This window comes from Marinobacter bohaiensis, assembly GCF_003258515.1.
Taxonomy (GTDB): Bacteria; Pseudomonadota; Gammaproteobacteria; order Pseudomonadales; family Oleiphilaceae; genus Marinobacter_A; species Marinobacter_A bohaiensis.
Genome location: NZ_QGEH01000001.1, coordinates 1046884 through 1064906 on the forward strand (window position 1 = coordinate 1046884; position 18023 = coordinate 1064906).

Sequence of the window (18023 nt, forward strand, 5' to 3'; positions counted from 1 at the left end):
TTGATCGGCAAGTTCCTTGCCCTCCGGGCCATCGGTTTTTACCGGCGTACAGGCGGTGGAAGCCGATGGTTCGGGATTGACTGCAATTTCGAGCCGACCTGCTCGGCCTACGCTGAGACGGCGATTGAGCGGTTTGGGCTGTTCCGGGGACTGCCGTTGGTCCTGGGGCGCTTGAAGCGATGCAATCGGAGCGACTGCATCTGCAAATGCATTGAGCCGGTACCACGGAGCCTGTCGAATGCTGAAACAGAGTGATGTTGATTCAGAAGAGGAACGGTTGCGAAACCTCGCCGGCAAGCTGCCAGACGAAAGCCGGAAGGCCCTGTTTGGCGAACTCCGGGGGCAGATAAAAGATCCCGATACCTACGCCGTGCTGAACTGGTTTTTCCCCATCGGAATCCATCATCTTTATCTCAGAAGATGGTTCAGTGCGCTGGCGGATATCGGGCTGATCGCTATCGGCATCGTATTGCTGGTGCTGGATTTTCTTTGGGCCGGCGTCATTCTGATTGGTGTGGTTTCCGCCTGGGAGCTGTGGGCCCTGTTCAGGTCGCAGATTATCGTCCAGGACTGGAATAACCAGGCCTATCGATCCCTTCTTGAGAAGTATGGCGCGTAGGGCGAGCAGAGCACGCTGAAGCATACAGCGCGTTGAGAACGCGTGGCGCGGACTGAACATCAGGCACCGCGAGCTCCGGCAGCCGTTTTCTCCCCATATTCCCCATAAAGTCAGTTATCGAAGCCAACCTCTTCCGTCTGACGAAGAGGCTGGCTGCAGACTCCTCGTCTTATCCTCTCGTTCTCAAAACCCGCTTAACCGTCAGCCCCTGCACCAGGATTGAAAACACCACGACCACGTAGGTCATCGGCAGGATCAGGTCCCGTTCCTCGCTCATCGGCAGTGACAGGGCCAGCGCTACTGAAATGCCGCCTTTCAGGCCGCCCCAGGTCAGGGCCTTGATGGGGTTGGGCCTGAAGTCCCGGAAAGGCTGCAGCGCGACGACGGGGATCCCCGCCGAAACGAACCGCACCAGGAGCACCAGCGGCACCGCGATGATCCCGGCCCAGAGCGAGGGCAGCTCGAACGTGATGATCATCAGCTCAAGGCCGATCAGCAGGAACAGGACCGCGTTCAGGACCTCGTCGACCATTTCCCAGAAGGTATCGAGCTGCTCCTCCGTCTTCTTGGACATGGCGAATGCCCGTCCGTGGTTCCCGATCATCAGACCGGCGACGACAACCGCGAGCGGGCCGGAGGTGTGCAGCCGACTGGCCAGGGCGTAACCTCCGGCGACGAGGGCCACGGTGATGAGGACTTCAACCTGATAGTTGTCCAGGTTCTTGAGCAGGTGATAGCCCAGCAGCCCCAGCAGGAAGCCCAGCACGAGGCCGCCGACGGCTTCATGCAGGAACAGCATGCCAATGTTCTCGAAGGACGCCTCATGCCGGCCTTGGGCGATCCCCAGAATGGCGATGAACATCACGACCGCGACGCCATCGTTGAACAGGGACTCGCCGGCGATTTTGGTGGAGAGACTGGCCGGCGCGTTCAGCGATTTGAGGATTGCCATCACGGCCACGGGATCGGTTGGCGCGACCAGGGCGCCAAACAGGAGGCAATAAATGAAGGGCAATGGACTGCCCAGCCACTGCAGCACATACCACATCGCCCCGCCTACCAGGAACGTCGTGAGGACCACGCCCACGGTGGCCAGTAAGGCGACCAGCCATTTCTGATCGGCGAGTTCGTCCAGGTTCACGTGCAGGGCGCCGGCGAATAGCAGGAAACTCAGCAGGCCGTTGAGCAGGGTAGGGCCGAGATCGGCGCCGCCAACCAGTTGCTCGGCCCAGTCGGCCAGGCCGGTCACACCCAACGGTTTCAGCCCGAGCAATATCAGGGAAAACGCCAGCGAAAAGGCCATGACAGCAATGCTGTTGGGCAAGCCAATGAAACGGGCATTGATATAGCTGAACAGTGCCGACAGGCACAGCAGAATAGCGATGATTTCAAAGAGAGACATGCGTTCCTTTACGTCCATGTAGCGGTGGAGAAAGGCCGTTGTGTGAGCGTTCCGGTCGGTCCTGTGTTCGTCCGGTCAGACTCGTGTCGGCCTGGGCGGGCTATTCTCGCACAGTGTTGGGACGGAGTTTCAGAAGAAATAAGCGGCGCCGAGGCGGCATGGAGCCGGTTTGTCGGTTCGACGCCGCGGCCAGGAACTCCTGTCTGGATTGACCGAACGCTCCAATGCTTCCCAGTTGATTTATATCACCAGTCCGACGATCTCTCGCTTGACCCTACACACTATCTCGCGCAAGCATGTTCGTATAATTAACTAATGTTCGCATTGCGAACAAATCAGATGATGAGACCCTTTCGACCATGCAAGCTGTGACCAACTTTTCTGTGCGCGTCGTCCAGCGCTATCTGCCCAGCGCGTTCGTGCTGGCGATCCTGCTGACGGCGATCGTTTTCTTCCTCGGTGTTACGCTCACCGACAGTTCCCCAATGGACATGGCCAACTATTGGGGCGGTGGCTTCTCCAAGCTGTTCAAGTTTGGCATGCAGATGACCCTGGTGCTGCTGACCGGCTACGTGCTGGCTCTGACACCGGTCGTGCAGACCTTGCTCTCCGGCATGACACGGCACGCCAGCACGCCCAGGCAGGCGATGGTGCTGACCATCGTGGTGAGCTTCGTCTGCTACTACCTGAACTGGGGCTTCGGCATGGTGACCGGCGCCATCCTGGCCCGGGAGATGGGGGCCCGAATCAAGGGGCTGCATTTCCCGCTGATCGTGGCCGCCGCATACGGGGGCGAGCTGGTCCGGGGACCGTCGTCGTCGATTCCCCTGGTCATCGCCACGCCGGGCCATTTCATGGAAGACAGCATCGGGATTGTGCCGGTCACCGAGACTTTATACTCGCCCTGGAACATCGCCCTGACCCTGGGCCTGCTGGCGCTGCTGATTGCCTTCTTCATGATGCAGAAACAGCCCGATCGCATCGTGGAGCTGCGTGCCGGCGACGAGCAGCCAGACGATGAGACCCTCGACAAGGCCTCGATGAGCCCGTCCGACCGCCTGGAGAACAGCCGCTGGCCGACGTTCCTGCTGGGTGTGCTGGCGGCCACTTTCCTGGTGGGGCAGGCTATCGACAAGGGCTTCAGCATCAACCTGAACACCATCATCCTGATCTTCCTGGCGTTGGGTCTGCTGCTGCACCGGAGTCCGGCGGCTTACCTGAAAGCGGCGGAAAAGGCGGTCAACGCCGCGCGTGGCATTATCGTGCAGTTCCCTCTGTATGCGGGGATCGCCGGCATGATGACCAGCGCCGGCCTGGTGACGCAGTTCAGTGAGGCGATCATTTCCGTCGCCACGCCGACCAGCTTCCCGATCCTGACCTTCCTGTCTGCGGGCATCGTCAACTTCTTCATTCCATCGGGCGGCGGTCAGTGGGCCATCCAGGGACCGATCATGATGGAAGCGGCGGCCGCCATCGGCGCGGATCCGGCGCAAACCATCATGGCCTTTGCCTGGGGCGATGGCTGGACCAACCAGATCCAGCCCTTCTGGGCTCTGCCGCTGCTGGGCGTGGCGGGGCTCTCGGCTCGCGACATCATGGGCTACCTGCTGATCTGGCTGGTGATCGCCGGCGTCGCGATTGCCGGGACGTTTGTGGCGCTGTCCGTCTACGGCTGACGCCGCCTCGCGGAATGCCGATCTGGCGCCATGCCAGGCCGGCTCCCGCCCACGGCGAACCTATCCCGCCAGCGCCGCCCGCACTTTCTGGCTCAGGTGGCCCATGTCCACCCGGCCGGTGACCTGCGGGCGCAGGGCGTTCATGACTTTGCCCATGTCCTGCATGCCCTGGGCATCGGCGGTGCTGATCGCCTCGCGGATGAGGCCGTCCAGCTCGTCGTCGGTGAGGGCGGCGGGCATGAATTCCTCGATGATGACCATCTCCGCCCGTTCCTTGTCGGCCAGCTCCTGGCGACCGGCGTCGTCGTACTGACTGGCGGCATCGCGACGCTGCTTCAGCATCTTGTCCAGCACCTTCAGCACTTCGTCGTCGCTGAGATCGCGGCGTTCATCGATCTCGATCTGCTTGATCGCGGCCTGGGCCATGCGCAGGGTGACCAACCGGTCCTTGTCCTTGTTGCGCATCGCCTCCTTGACGGCTCCGGCCAGTGTTTCCTTGAGGGATGGGGCAGACATAGCGGATCTCCTGTGCGAGGTGTTGAGGATGGTACCTTAACCCAAAACGGACCCGGTAGGGACGAGTGCCGCCTGCGGTCGATTGCAGACGTACCGCGATTCGAGTGTTGGCTGTTTTCTGTCAGCCGTTACCCCATCAATCCCAACTGCACCACGACGGACACCGTCAGAGCCGAGGCAAAACCGAACACAAGGGCACTCTTCAAGTAGCGGGAGATGACGAGGAAAGTCACCAGCGAGAGGATAAGCGTCGCGGTGCCGACGTGGAACAGCGTGCTCTCATTGTTGAACAGGCTGAAGCCGTCGCCGAACGCGCCATAGATGGATATCAGCTGCAGGAACGCAATAAAAGCCAGGGCCGTGTTCTGTCGTTCGTTCTGTTTCTCGACCTTGTTGTTGTGGATGCGATCCTTGGCCTGCAGGTTCAGCTCTATGCTGTCCTTGACGTAGGCGACGTCGTCGTTGCAGTGCCAGCGCTCCATGAGTGCCGTCAGTTCCCGATGATACTTTGGGAACAGTCGATTCTTGTAACCCTTGAACTTTGCCAGCAGGTCGTAAAAGGCGAGCCGGACTTCCTCGGCGTCGTCTACTTCCTTTTCGCCAATGCCTGCTTTTCTTCGCAGCGTCATGTTGAGCTCATCGGCGAAGTAACTCTTCATGTAGCCCAGGCTGAAGAAGAAGGTCTGGGCACGGATCATCATGTGAAGGATGTTGACCAGCACTTCAAACGGGAAACCCACGGCGATGGTGTAATTCCAGCCGGGATGAAAAAAGGACCCCGGATAATCCTGACTCATCGACTGGCCATCAGTGATCTGGCCGACGGTTTCCTCGTTGGCAAAATGGGTTGGATTGATGTCGAAAGCATGCCCCGACATGAGTAGTGGAAGAGTTTTCTCCTCGGAGAACCCGATATCCTCCCCGGAAAAGGAACCTCCGGCCCCCGGCGGCGTTCCGAGAATCTGGATGACGTCGGCCGTCGCCCGTTTGAAGACGTCGTCCATGTACTGTTCGATGCCGAGATTTCTGAACGATGAGCGCTGGCGGAAAATATTCTCAATGATGCCCGTAGGCGGCGGGGCGGTGGTTTCCAGGCAGACTTCGGTGATCACCAGGAAGCAGGCGTGCGAATCGTACAGAAGGTGACTACGAACATCGCGCACGCCAACCGCGTCGATCCTGGGAGTGGTGAGCCTGGCTGGGTCGCCGTTGAAAGAAGCTACATGGCTCAACTTCAGTCCCCGGGCCTTGTCGATGGCTTCAAACGCGGTGACCTGGCAGGCGTCTGCTATATCATCAGTTTCGGAGTAGAAAACGTTGTGCCCTTCCAGCGTGCGATGCGCGCCATACGTGTCGGTCCCGAAGTGGCGGGACATCGATAGCATGGCGTCCACATACTGGGGACCCTGGCCATCGTGACTTCGGTAGTCTATGGATGAGAGCAGGAAAAGCTTGAGGTTGCCTGTCGATGTCATAGGTACGTTGCACCGTGTCCGCTCAGGTAATCGTCGGGAAGTGGTTCGCTTCGGTAGTCCAGCGTTAGCTCTTCTCCCTCCCGGATAAAGCGCAGCGTGACGATCCGGATCCGGTTGTCACCTAGCCGTTCCAGCTTAAGGTTAGGCGTACGAGCGTGATTGATGTAGAAGTACCTGGTTTTATAGGGGCGGACTAAAAGGCGGTTGCCCGGCAGCGCATTCCATTCGCTTGTCAGGTGTTGTGTTTCGTGCAGCGACCAGGGAACCACCTGGCCGTCCAGCTCCGCGATCGCCAGTCCGGCTTCGAGATCTGTGATACAGAACAGACCGTGACCATGAATGGTGCTGGATGCGATGCGCGTGTATCTGATGTTATCGATAACGTCCGAAAACAAGAAAGGTCCTTAGCGAGCCACAGTCTGAAACCGATGGCTTCATGCGGAGAGGTCACGCGGGCATTTTGTCTGTTTTCTGTCAGAAAATGAAGTTTTCAGATCAACCCCGACCGGATCATGTCGAACATATCGAGGATCCGCGCCACATACTGATCCTTGGGGCGGAAGCTGCTCTGTGTGCTGATGGAGACGTCTCGCTCCAGATGGTCCAGCAGCTTGTTCAGGCGTCGTCGATGCAGTCCCACCGCGGCCTGCACGGGGTCGAAGATAACGCCGGACAGGGCCGCCAGCGCCGCCAAGGCGGCCATGACCGCGACCATCACGCTGGCGGTGGTGGCCAGTGACGGCTCCGGTGGAAACCAGCTGTAGTACCAGCCGCCGATTGTCTCGCCCAGGATGAAGTCGCGGGCGGCCATAAACTTGGCGAGCATGGAGGCCAGCACCACGCCGAGCCCGATCCCGCCCGGCGTGAACTTCTGGAACGCAAAGGCCCCCAGCACCGTACAGGAAATGCTGTTGGTGATGTCGGCCGACGCTGTGCGGGTGACCCGGTACTGGCTGAGCGCGTCCGCGACCAGCGGCTCGATCAGCGTGCTGAAACGCTGATGGTCGACTGGCTCGAGGGCATGACGCGCATAGACCGATTCGAGGGATTCGATCAGGTAGTCTTCCAGCAGGGGCCCCGGCTGGCCATCGTTCAGCAGGTCGACCAGGATCAGGTCGGAGATGTGCTGCTGGACCTGGGTGGTGAAGCCGGCCGGCACCCGGTCCGCAAACTGGTGCAGCCACGCCAGCCGTGGTCGATTGCGAATCAGTATTTTCAGCAGGCACGCCAGGGCGTACACCGGCGCCCATAGCAGGTTGATCGGCGCCCGCAGCATGTCCCAGCCGAGTGCTTTGCGGTTGGTCTCGATCGCACCGGGATAGTGAAAGTGGCGATCGATAAAGCCCGGTATCCGTGTCCGGCAGTCGTTGAAATAGCGCGCAATGCCGGCGCGGATGGCCTGCTCGATCTCCGCTTCGGAGACGGGATGCTCGGGCGATGTGGCATTGGGCATGGTGAAAGGTGTATCAGCGGGTTTGTGAGTGGCCGGCACATTTAACCGTATTAGAGAAAGCCGGGACAATGTTCCTGGGGTAGCCTGCACAATCATACTGGCGGCGCGGCTTGCCGGCGACGCTCCGTTGATTGTTTCCGGGAAGCCCTTGCGGATTGAAACCGTACAGCACAACTCTTACCCTCACAGGCATTGTGATCCGCTGTGCGAGTAAGGGATCACAGTGTAACCGTGCCAGCTTGAGCTCTTCCCGGAGTGCTCGATAGTCGACGAATAGAGGGGGGCGCCATGAAGTCGTTATCGAGTACCGGTTTCGCGCTGTTCGGCGCTTCGCTGATCGCCATCAGCTACGGTCTGGCGCGCTTCGCCTTTGGTTTGTTCGTACCTCCCATCCGGGCCGATCTGGGCCTGACGCCCTACGTTATCGGTATTATCGGCGCGCTGCCGCTGATCAGCTTCCTGCTGGCCTCGTCGGTGGCCTCCTTTCTGGCGGTTCGTTTCGGCGCCCGTAACACGGCGGTGCTGTCCGGCGCGTTTGGCGTGGTCGGGCTGGCGCTGATCAGTCAGGCGTCCGGCGCGCTATCGCTGGGCGCGGGCGTGTTTGCCTGCGGCCTCTGCACCGGTCTGATGATGCCGGCGCTGACGGCGGCCATGCAGGTACTGGTCGACCGCTCCGTCCATGGCCGCGTGAGCGCAGTGATGAATGCGGGAACCAGCGTGGGCATCGCCGTTGCCGTACCCGCCGTGCTGTTTCTGGCGGGCATCTGGCGGTACGGGTACATGGCGTTTGCGATTCTGGCGGCCATCGGGATGTTGGCCGCCTGGTACGTGATTCCGTCGGTATCCCGGGTGACGCCGGCCAATGCGGCGCCGCCGCCTCCCATCAGCGCGTTGCAGTGGGCGCGCCTGTTCCGGCTATCGCTGTTTGCGTTTGCGATGGGCTTTGTGTCGTCCGCTTACTGGATCTTTGCGCCCGACCTGGTGGTGACCCTCGGCGAGTTGCCGCCGTCCGCGACCGGCTGGCTCTGGCTGGCGGTGGGGGTTGCCGGGCTGGGCGGTGCCGTCGTGGCGGATCTGGCCGACCGCAACAACCCGCCCATCACCCAGGCCCTGATGCTGATGATGCTGGCAGCGAGCCTGGCGCTGCTGGCGGCCAGCCCGGCGCAACTGGTGTTGGCGACCTTTTCCGCGCTGGTCTTCGGCCTGTCCTACATGAGCCTGACCGGGCTCTACCTGATGACCGGCATCCGCCTGTTACCGGGACGGCTGTCGCTGGGGCCGGTGCTGCCTTTCATGGCCGTCTCGCTCGGCCAGGCGTCGGGCTCGCCGATCCTCGGCATGCTGGTGAACCAGTTTGGCTACAGCGACGCGTTTGCCATGTTCGCCGCCATCGGCATTCTCGTGGCCATTCTGTCACCGCTGTACCCGCGCCACATCGATCACGCGGCCGAGGACGAAGCCGAAGAAGAAACCGGTCTCCAGGCGGCGTACGACTACCAGCTTCAGGACGAAGAGGGTGAGCCGTACACGTATGAGTCGTATGACGCGGATGAGGCCGAGCCGACGGAAAAGGGCGTTAGCGGTCCCCGGTAAACGGCCGGGGCGCTCTCCGTTCCCGCTATCGCTCGCGAACGTTCGCCTGGACCGCCTCCCGGATCGGCGTGGTGCCCTGGTTCAGTTCCAGAATACGCTGGCCCATGCGCGGCTCATGCAACAGGGTAGCGAGGGTTTCGGCGACATCTTCCCTCGCAACCTGTTCGTGAAACGCGGCCGGTCCGAGGGAAACGGTTCCCGCGCCCGGTTCGTCCACCAGCAGGGACGGGCGCAGGATCAGCCAGTCCAGGTCGCTGCGGCTGAGCGCAATATCGGCGCCTTTCTTCACGGCGAAGTAGTATTCCACGTCCTCGCCCAGTTCCCGCTCACGCCAGGACTCCGGCAGCACGGAGACCAGTGCAAAGCGCCGGACGCCCGCCCTGCGCGCTGCCTCGATGGCTTTGTCGACGCCGTCGCCATCGATGGCCCGGGTGACGTCCGGCCGGCCGCCGTTTGAACCGGCGGTGAAGACGATGGCGTCCGCATCGCCGATGGCCTCGACGAGTGCCTGTGTGTCCATGTGGGCCAGATCACCAACTTGTGAAGGCACGCCCTGGGCCTCAAGTTCGGCGTGCTGCTCCTGGCGGCGGACGAGTCCCCGGACGGTATCGCCCCGAGCCTGCAGTTGCCGGGTCAGCAGGCGTCCTATGCTGCCGCTGATGCCAATAATGAAGACGTTCATTTTCAGTGCTCCTTGGTTGCTCAGCGATTGCCCTTCCATCACGGTCGGGCTGCCGACGGGTTACGCCGAAGCCGGAATGCACCCGATGACGCTCGTCTCGAATCCAGACCGGCCAGCCCCGTCTCGCCCACGGTGTTAACGCAGCGGATCGCTCGGTATGGCTCTCGCCTTCCGCCGTCGCGGGTTCGTCGTTAAGATACGCGGCGTATGTCAATTAAATCTAACATACGCGCCGTATGTCAAAGGGCGTGCGAGCCGTATGTTGAATTGGTCTGTTGAGAGCAGGAGACATCCATGGCCGGGAAAAAACGGGTCCAGATGGTAGAGGAGACTCGCGCCAAGCTGATTCAGTCGGCCCGGGAGGCGTTCGCCGCCAAGGGCTATGCGGCGTCGTCGATGGACGATCTGACCGCCGCGGCGGGCCTGACGCGAGGCGCGCTCTATCACAATTTTGGCGACAAGAAGGGACTGTTGCAGGCGGTCATCGACCAGATCGATGCAGAAATGCTGGGGCGGATGAGCGCGGCTAAGGAAAAGGCCGGCAGCGTCTGGCAGGGATTCATGGAGGAGAGCATCGCCTACATGGAGATGTCTATGGAGCCGGAGATTCAGCGCATCGTGATGCTGGACGGCCCCGCCGTGCTGGGCGACCCCTCGCAATGGCCGAACCAGAGTGCGTGCCTGCGCACCACCATGAACACCATCCAGGCGCTGATGCAAGAAGGTACCGTACGACCGGTGGACCCCGAAGCGGCGGCCCGGATGCTCAACGGGGCGGCCCTCAACGCCTCTCTCTGGATTGCCTCCGCCGACGAACCCGAAGTCGTGCTGGGTAAGGCGGTGGATGCCTTTCGCTGCCTGGCAGAAGGGTTGCTGCAGAGGGACTGAGCCGAGGGCGCTTATCCGTATTCCACCTTCGCTTCGATCATGCGTCCCTTGACCCCAACGCAATCAGGCTTAGGGTTAAGAGGGATGGGCCGGTTTTCGGTATCCGGGAACCGGCGCGCGGGACAATCGACACTCACAGGACAGGCGAAAGGAGAACGCAATGGGCAACACGATCCAGGTGACATCGCCACTGGTCATCCTCCACGGCGACGAGATGGCCCAGGTGGCTTTCGAGGCGCTCCTGAAGACGTTTGTCACGTCGAGGCTGGATATCGAACTCAAGGAGATCGACCTGTCGGCGGAGAACCGTCTGGCCACCAACGGCCATGCGGTCACGGAGGCCATCGAGGCCATCAAAGAGTACGGCGTCGGCATCAAGAACGCGGGCATCACGGTCAACCGGACCCAGCTTGATGAACTCCTCAAGAAGTACCCGGACGTGGACGGCAACAACCTGGATCCATTGGCCACCAAATCCCCCAACGGGGCCATCCGCAAGGGCATTGGCGGTAACATCACCCGCGAGGACATCCAGTTCCGCAACCTCCGCGTGCGCCGGCCCGACTGGATCGGCCGCGACATCGACGTGATGACCATGGATGACGGCGGCATCAAGGACAGCTTCAACGAACTGGCTCGCGCCACCGGCATTATCAAACTGATGTTCGTGGGCAGCAGCGGTGACCCGGAGGAGCTGCATCGCCGGGAGATCCACAAGGGCGATCCACTGTTGCTGGCCACCAACGACATGGCGGATGTCGAGGACTGGGCCCGCCGGTTTTTCCAGCGCGCCCTGGACGAGAAGCGGGACATCTACCTGGGGCTGAAAGACACGGTGATTCCAGGCTACGACGGCGCCATGCGCACGGCCATTGAGACAATCTACAAAGATGAGTTCCAGGCACAGGTGGAAGCGGCGGGGCTCGACTTCCACTACGAGCTGATCGATGCCCAGGCGGCGCGGATCGTGTCCAACCCGCCGGAACGCGCGCTCTGGGGCGTGCCGGATAACACCACCGGTCGCAAGCTCTTCAAGCTGGTCAACCAGCTCAAGCGCTACGGCATTCCCGACAGGCACGTGCACGTGTCCATCTCCCGCATGAGTGCCGGCGGCGGTGACCAGTACGGCAGCTTCAACGCACCGGCGCGGGAGGACGGCATCGTCAAGGTGGTGGTGGACGGCGAGGAGCGCCACGCCCGGCACATCAGGAAGGGTGACCCGATGCTGCTGATGTCCAACGACCGCAAGGCCATCAAGGACTGGGTCAGCCAGGTATTCCGGGACGCGTCGCGCAAGGACAAGGAGGTCTACTTCGGCCTGAAGCGGGAGTACATGGAGTACGACGAAGTCTTCAGCGAGGTGATCACCGAAGTGCGTCGGGAGCTGGCCAAGGAGGACACCCCGCCGCCATCCTTCATGATCATGCGGCCGTCGCGGCAGCTGATCAAGATGATCACCGACCCGCCCCGCAACGCGCTCTACCCGTCACAGAATCTGGACGGCGATATTTTCTCGGACATCTCCGCCGCCCTGGGTGGCAGCCTGGCCACGGCCAGCTCCATTATCGAGAGCAAGGACGGCGCCATGCTGTTTGAAGCGCCCCACGGCACCGCCCATGACCTGTACGTGAAATACCAGGAAAGCGGCGGCAAAGAGGCGCATTTCAACCCGTCGGCGCTGATCTATGCACTCGGTAACGCCCTGGAAACCCTGGGCGAGCGGGACGGCAACCGGCCGCTGGCGGACTATGCGGGCCGGCTCAAGCAGGCGCTCAAGGACACGGTGGCCGATGGTTACATCACCGCGGACCTCAAGGGCAAGATCACCGATCCGGACGCCGAGAAAGTCGTGGACCTGTACGGGTTCATTGATGCCTTGCAGGAGCGGCTCTGACGGGCGGTCCGGACCAGGCGGGTCCATGTCGAAACCCGCGGCGCTGGTTCGACCAGGTAATGCCTTCCATTGAAAGGCGTTCCAAAACCTGATCAGGAGAACCGCTATGCCCGGCAACACGATCCGCCTGCACCGCATCCTGCGCGGCAGCCCCGAGCGTGTCTATCGCGCCTTTGTCGATCCCGATGCCCTGGTGAAGTGGCTTCCGCCCCACGGTTTCATCGGCCACATCGACGAGATGGACGCTTGCGAGGGCGGGGGCTACCGAATGTCCTTCACCAACTTCACGACCGGCAACAGGCACTCGTTCAGTGTGCGTTTTGACGAACTCAAGCCCGGCGAGCTGATCCGCCACACCGACCGTTTCGACGATCCCGGTCTGCCCGGTGACATGCAGGTGACCATCCGCCTGAGACCGGTGCTGTGCGGGACAGAACTGACCATCGAGCAGGCCGGCGTGCCCGAGGTGATTCCGGCGGAAATGTGTTACCAGGGCTGGCAGGAGTCGCTGAGTCTGCTGGCGTTGCTGGTGGAACCTGAAATCCCGGATGAGGTTTGATGCCGCATACGGGACACCCGGGCCAACCTCTGCCGCAGGCGCGTGGATCAGGCCTTGGCGGCCATCTGAGTGTCTGCCTGGGCGGCAATGCTGCCACGGATCAGCGGACTGATGCTCGACCCCTGCACGATGATCGAGAAAATCACCACGATGTAGGTGATTAACAGAATCAGCGCGTGCAGGTCCACGCCGTTGACGTAGGCCTGCCCGCTGGGAATCGACGCGGCCATGGCCAGCGCCAGGCCACCGCGCAGGCCGCCCCAGGTGAGAATCAGCACCGAGTGCTTGTCGTAGGTCCGGAAGCGCTGGAACACCGCGTAGGGCAGGCTGACGCTGATCAGCCGCGCCAGCAGGACGGCCGGAATGGCCAGGAGGCCGAGCAGGATCTGTTGCCCGGTGACCGGCAGTATGACCAGCAGCAGACCGATCAGCAGGAACAGGAAAGCGTTCAGAACGCCTTCCACCGCATGCCAGAAATTGCGGATGTTGCGAATGCTGCTCAGGCGGCCCATGGAGGCCGCCTTGGCACGGGTGACGTTGCCGATGAAAATGCCGCTGACCACCATCGCCAGCGCGCCGGATACGCCGATGATGTTCGCCAGGGCAAAACCGGCGGTCGGAATACAGAAGGTGAGCAGCAAGCGGATGTTGCCGTCGGTGCTCTTGGTCAGCAGGAAATGCCCTACAAGGGCCAGCAGCATGCCAAATGCGATGCCGCCGAGGGCTTCGGTCAGGAACAGTTCGGCGACGTTGCCAAAGGTGGGTTCGGCGCTGGTGAAGGCCAGGGCAAAGATCGTCGTGAACACCACCAGGCCGACGCCGTCGTTGAACAGGGATTCGCCTTCCACCTGGATGGATATGGAGGGTGGCGCCTTCATCTGTTTGATGATGGCCAGGACCGCAATCGGGTCGGTGGGGCTGATCAGCGCGCCGAACAGCAGGCAGTAGATAAACGGTACGGCCCAGCCCATCCATCCCAGCAACCAGAAAAGGAACAGGCCCACCAGGAAGGTGGATGCCAGGGTGCCGAACAACACCAGGATGGTGATTTCCCAGCGGCGCTTGCGCATCGCCCGCAGATCGATTTCAAGCGCCCCCGCGAACAGCAGGGGGCCGAGCATGCCCTCCAGCAATAACGATTTGAAATCCACACTGCCCAGCATGCCGGAGATGGCCGCGGCGGTCTGGTTGCCGAGCACTTTCCCCGACAGGATCAGCAGCAGCGACAGGACCACCGCGCCGGCCGTAATGGCGATGGTGGTTTGCATGTTGAGGAAAAACTGGTTGGCGAAGGCGACGAGTATCGCAATCGCGGAAAGGAAACACAGCAGATACCACGTATCCATCGACTCTCCCGGGCAAGACATCGGTTGAAAGCCAGACGCCGCCGTCTGGTGATTGAGTGTGATCTACAGCTTGGTATGAACGGGGCGACAGGGCGGGACCATCGGCGTCGTTGACGTGCAGCCGCAACGTGGGTTGCCAGCCACTCATTCATCAAGGAGCAGAACGTCGAGTCGGGAAACAGACCCGGCGTCTACAATGATAGCCAATTACCGGTTCCTTGCGGTCGTCAATGATGATCTGGCTAAACATCCAGCCGTTGCAGCCGATACATCTATTGTTGAGCGGCTGGGGTGTGGCGTGAACCACTGCCCACCTTGCCAGCCGACTCGTCGCGTGGATGAGTGAGGGGGATCTCCCGGCCGGCCAATGAGGGCCTTCATCTCTGTCGTCTTCTCCCATTACAGGACTGTTGTCGATGTTTGGAAACGAACTGCGAAAAGAAAACGCCGCCCTGAAGGAAGAGCTCTACATGCTGCGGCAGTTAGTCGCGGACATTTCGACGGAAGTGATGAAGCTGGAGCTGGATACCGGTGGGCGGATCATCTCCTGTAACGGGAATTTCGAGGCCGAGTTTGGCGGCGGCCTGTCCGCGTTGGACGGCCGACACGTCCGGGATCTGGTGCCGACCTACTTGCGTGACACCGAGCACTATCGCCGGATGATGGACGCGATTGATACCGGTGCGTTCTGGGTCGGAGCCTGGCAGGTGCAGAACCCGGCGGGGACGCATTTCTGGCTGCGCGCCTCGGTGTGCCCGATCAAGCGCAGCGATGGCAATCTGGATCACTTCACCATCTTCGCCAACAACCTGACCCGCACCATCGAATCCTCCCGCCAGCACGAGAACCTGATCCAGGCCATGCAACGTTCGACGGCCGTGATCGAGTTCGATATGGGCGGTCACGTACTCAACGCCAATAACCTGTTCCTGGACGCGATGGGCTATTCCCTGGAGGAGATCAAGGGCAAGCATCACCGCATGTTCTGTCCGCCCGAGGTCTACAACTCCAGCGACTACGAGCAGTTCTGGAACCGGCTGGGGCAAGGCGATTTTGTCGCCGACCGCTTCAAGCGGGTCGACCGCTACGGCCATGAAGTCTGGCTGGAGGCATCCTACAACCCGCTGACCGACTCGCGGGACGAGTACTACAAGGTGGTCAAGTTTGCGACGGTCATCACCGACAAGGTCAAGCAGGACCAGGAAGTGGCCAACACCGCCAGTGTCGCCTACGAAACCTCCCAGGACACCGACGCCAGTGCCAAGCGCGGCATGGAGGTGATGCAGAAGACCGCGGAGGTGATGCAGCAGCTCGCCGAACAGATGGAGAAAGCCGTCGACGGCATCGGCGAGCTGGACAAGCAGTCGCAGACCATCAATAGCATCATCCAGAACATCAGCGGCATTGCCGACCAGACCAACCTGCTGGCCCTCAACGCCGCCATCGAAGCGGCCCGCGCCGGTGATCAGGGCCGCGGCTTCGCGGTGGTGGCGGATGAAGTGCGCCAACTGGCCTCCCGGACCTCCGATGCGACCGAAGAGATCTTCGGTGTGGTCGGCAAGAACCAGACGCTCACCTCCGACGCCGTCCGCATCATCGAATCGGGCAAGACCCAGACCGAAGAGGTGAGGGGGCTGGTCAACGAAGCCAGCGGCGTGATAAACGACATTCAGGACGCGGCGCGTAAAGTGGTGGATGCGGTGTCGCAGTTCTCGAACCGGTTGGAGCGTTGACCCGGCGTCGGCCTTGCCTGATCTGATCCCATTGTCCCGGCGTAGCTCTCAGTCCAGTCATTCCGGAGTGGAGCGAGCCGATGCCCGAAGGCCCTGAAATCCGACGGATGGTCGATGACATCAGCCACGCCGTTGCCGGTCAGACGGCCGAGCGGGTCCTGTTCGCCTTCGACCGGTTCAAGCCCTTTGAAAGTTTGCTGAGGGGGCGGAGGGTGACCAGCGTCGAAGCCCGGGGCAAGGCGGTTCTGGTGTTTCTGGCCGCGACCGACGAGGACGGCCCCTGGTGCGTCTACAGCCACAACCAGTTGTACGGGAAGTGGCAGATTGGAACCCCGGAACGGGAACCCCAGACCCAACGCCAGCTCCGTTTCGCGGTATTCGGCCTGCGCAAGGCGGCCCGGCTGTATAGCGCGTCGGACATCCGCCTGGTGCGGCCGGACGAGTTGGATCAGGTGGACTACCTGACACGACTTGGCCCGGATCCGCTCAACCAGACCGTATCGGTCGAGGATTTGCTGGCGGTGTTCGACGATCAACGATTCCGCGGCCGCAATCTGGGCGGGTTGCTGCTCGACCAGGGTTTCGTCGCCGGCATTGGTAACTACCTGCGCTCCGAGATCCTGTTCGAGGCTCGTCTGGCGCCAATGCGACGCCCGAGGGAGCTGGACGACAGCGAGCGCCTCCGGTTGGCCGAGGCGATTCTGAAAATGATCGAACGCGCCTATCGCCTCAAGGGCATCACCAACGATCCGGAACGAGCCGAACGCCTGAAACACAACGGCTGGACCTATGGCCAGCGCCGCCACATGGTGTTCAATCGAGACGGTCAGGCCTGCCACGAGTGCGGTGGGGCTATCGTGAAGACAACCCGGGCGAGCCGCCGGTTGTACCATTGCCCCGGCTGTCAGGCACCGGAGGAATCGGCGAAGCACCCGCCGGTGCCTTGAAGATCGGCTCGCCCATGACCTTGTTCGCCACTCGTGCTAGCGTTCGTGCGTCGACTGGCGCTGGAGCGCCTCTATTCTTTTCTGACGAACCGGACCTTTACACGTGCTCGTTCTCGATCAGCCAACGGCCCAACGCATTGTCGAGCGGACAATGCTCGCGATTGGCCATTCCGTAAATGTAATGAGCCCGGACGGGGTGATTATTGCCTCCGGTGAACCACGCCGGGTCGGCAGCGTTCATGCTGCAGCGCGACTGGTTGCGCAGCGTTGCGAGCCACTGCTTATTGAGGCGGCCGATGTTCACGAGTATCCCGGGTCGAAGCCCGGGGTGAACCTGCCCGTCACGGTAGGCGGGCAGCTGGCGGCGGTCGTGGGTATTTCCGGCTCCCCCGGCGAGGTGTCACACCTTGCCGATCTGGTCTGCATGACGGCCGAGCTCATGCTGGAGCAGGCCGCGTTACTCGCTGCGGGTCAGCATCGTCGTCGGCAGATTGAAGAGACACTGCTGGCCGCTTGTGAGGGTAAGCCGGTCCCGGCCGTCTGGTTCGAACAACTGGGCATCGATATGAGCCGCCAGCGCGTTGCGCTGCTGGTTGAGGCGACCAGCCAAAAGTCTGTTGATCAGGTGCTGGCTCCCCTGTTGCCGGCAGTCGAACAGCGTCATAAAACGGCGCTGGCGATGCATCTGTCGCCCCGGCAACTATTGCTGTTCCTGGAAACCGAACAGCCACAGCCTGACCCCGAGGAGGTCCGACGACTACTGAACCTGCCGCTGCGGGATGACGTCATACTGGCCGTCGGGGCGACCTTCTCGACGCACTTCCAGATGGGCTATCAGTCGGCCCGGATGACCCTTGAGGTCGGCCGTCGTCAGGCACCTGACAAACGGGATCTCCACTACGCGGATTTCCACGTCGCTGTGCTCTGGCACAGCCTGGGGCCTGGCTGGCAGCAATCCCAGTTGCAAGCCGTCTTGGACGGCCTGCTCGACCATCGCCATGGGGCGCTCTATCTGCGGACACTAGAACGCTATATCGATTGCGATGGACAGATCCCGTACTGCGCGGAGCAACTCCATGTCCACCCCAACACGGTGCGCTATCGCCTGCACAAGGTTGAGTCGCTGACGGGCCTGTCGCCCTTTTCGATGCGGGATCTGCTGGTGCTGCAGTTGGCTCTGGTGACGCGCTGAGTTGTCCAGGTGAACAATTTTCTCGGTTTCAGAAAGCTGATTTCTGTT

General features: G+C 61.6%; 17 protein-coding genes. 10 read left to right on the forward strand and 7 right to left on the reverse strand.

The features are described 5' to 3' along the window. Complete coding sequence (yidD, locus tag DKK67_RS04655; protein ID WP_228160513.1) at positions 1-255, forward strand: membrane protein insertion efficiency factor YidD; 255 nt, start codon at positions 1-3, stop codon at positions 253-255. Then, positions 239-619: a TM2 domain-containing protein gene (locus DKK67_RS04660; RefSeq protein ID WP_111494859.1), complete on the forward strand. Its 381-nt coding sequence runs from the start codon at positions 239-241 to the stop codon at positions 617-619. The genes yidD and DKK67_RS04660 overlap by 17 nt, the downstream gene beginning before the upstream one ends. Before the next feature lie 169 nt (positions 620-788). Here the strand turns inward: DKK67_RS04660 and DKK67_RS04665 are convergent, their stop codons facing one another. Then, positions 789-2021 carry a cation:proton antiporter gene (locus tag DKK67_RS04665; RefSeq protein ID WP_111496767.1) on the reverse strand — a complete coding sequence of 411 codons (1233 nt, stop codon included), beginning with the start codon at positions 2019-2021 and terminating at the stop codon, positions 789-791. Positions 2022-2380: 359 nt separating this feature from the next. Between DKK67_RS04665 and DKK67_RS04670 the strand changes: the two genes are divergently transcribed. Next, positions 2381-3697, forward strand: coding sequence for a short-chain fatty acid transporter (locus tag DKK67_RS04670; protein ID WP_111494861.1), 1317 nt, complete (start codon positions 2381-2383; stop codon positions 3695-3697). A gap of 60 nt (positions 3698-3757) precedes the next feature. Here the strand turns inward: DKK67_RS04670 and DKK67_RS04675 are convergent, their stop codons facing one another. The 4 genes from DKK67_RS04675 to DKK67_RS04690 form a co-directional block, all read right to left on the reverse strand. Beyond that, a complete protein-coding gene (locus DKK67_RS04675; RefSeq protein WP_111494863.1) occupies positions 3758-4213 on the reverse strand; it encodes a GatB/YqeY domain-containing protein in 456 nt (151 codons plus the stop codon). Positions 4214-4341: 128 nt separating this feature from the next. Further along, complete coding sequence (locus tag DKK67_RS04680) at positions 4342-5688, reverse strand: hypothetical protein (RefSeq protein WP_162628744.1); 1347 nt, start codon at positions 5686-5688, stop codon at positions 4342-4344. Next, positions 5685-6083, reverse strand: a complete 399-nt coding sequence (locus DKK67_RS04685) for an SET domain-containing protein-lysine N-methyltransferase (RefSeq protein ID WP_111494867.1) — start codon at positions 6081-6083, stop codon at positions 5685-5687. Before DKK67_RS04685 ends, DKK67_RS04680 begins: the two co-directional genes overlap by 4 nt. A gap of 95 nt (positions 6084-6178) precedes the next feature. Beyond that, complete coding sequence (locus DKK67_RS04690; protein WP_111496768.1) at positions 6179-7141, reverse strand: DUF6635 family protein; 963 nt, start codon at positions 7139-7141, stop codon at positions 6179-6181. A 288-nt stretch (positions 7142-7429) separates the two neighbouring features. Here DKK67_RS04690 and DKK67_RS04695 point away from each other — a divergent pair, with 288 nt between their 5' ends. Further along, entirely contained in the window at positions 7430-8734 is a 1305-nt protein-coding gene (locus tag DKK67_RS04695; protein WP_111494869.1) for an MFS transporter, read from the forward strand. Between the two features lie 25 nt (positions 8735-8759). On the opposite strand, the gene DKK67_RS04700 is transcribed toward DKK67_RS04695, so the two are convergent. Continuing rightward, entirely contained in the window at positions 8760-9416 is a 657-nt protein-coding gene (locus tag DKK67_RS04700; RefSeq protein WP_111494871.1) for an NAD(P)H-binding protein, read from the reverse strand. 294 nt (positions 9417-9710) lie between these two features. On the opposite strand from DKK67_RS04700, the gene DKK67_RS04705 reads away from it, so the two are divergent. The 3 genes from DKK67_RS04705 (at position 9711) to DKK67_RS04715 (ending at position 12757) form a co-directional block, all read left to right on the forward strand. Further along, complete coding sequence (locus tag DKK67_RS04705) at positions 9711-10304, forward strand: TetR/AcrR family transcriptional regulator (RefSeq protein WP_111494873.1); 594 nt, start codon at positions 9711-9713, stop codon at positions 10302-10304. 160 nt (positions 10305-10464) lie between these two features. Further along, positions 10465-12198, forward strand: a complete 1734-nt coding sequence (locus DKK67_RS04710; protein WP_111494875.1) for an isocitrate/isopropylmalate family dehydrogenase — start codon at positions 10465-10467, stop codon at positions 12196-12198. A 106-nt stretch (positions 12199-12304) separates the two neighbouring features. After that, complete coding sequence (locus DKK67_RS04715; RefSeq protein ID WP_111494877.1) at positions 12305-12757, forward strand: SRPBCC family protein; 453 nt, start codon at positions 12305-12307, stop codon at positions 12755-12757. Between the two features lie 47 nt (positions 12758-12804). On the opposite strand, the gene DKK67_RS04720 is transcribed toward DKK67_RS04715, so the two are convergent. Next, positions 12805-14103 carry a cation:proton antiporter gene (locus DKK67_RS04720; RefSeq protein ID WP_111494879.1) on the reverse strand — a complete coding sequence of 433 codons (1299 nt, stop codon included), beginning with the start codon at positions 14101-14103 and terminating at the stop codon, positions 12805-12807. Between the two features lie 416 nt (positions 14104-14519). Between DKK67_RS04720 and DKK67_RS21925 the strand changes: the two genes are divergently transcribed. From DKK67_RS21925 to DKK67_RS04735, 3 genes are all read left to right on the forward strand, one after another. Beyond that, entirely contained in the window at positions 14520-15836 is a 1317-nt protein-coding gene (locus DKK67_RS21925; RefSeq protein WP_111494881.1) for a methyl-accepting chemotaxis protein, read from the forward strand. Between the two features lie 80 nt (positions 15837-15916). Then, the gene (gene nei / locus DKK67_RS04730) at positions 15917-16783 is read left to right on the forward strand and encodes an endonuclease VIII (RefSeq protein ID WP_111494883.1); all 867 of its coding nucleotides are present in this window, start codon (positions 15917-15919) and stop codon (positions 16781-16783) included. Positions 16784-16886: 103 nt separating this feature from the next. Next, entirely contained in the window at positions 16887-17975 is a 1089-nt protein-coding gene (locus DKK67_RS04735) for a CdaR family transcriptional regulator (RefSeq protein WP_111494885.1), read from the forward strand. Positions 17976-18023: the final 48 nt, after the last annotated feature.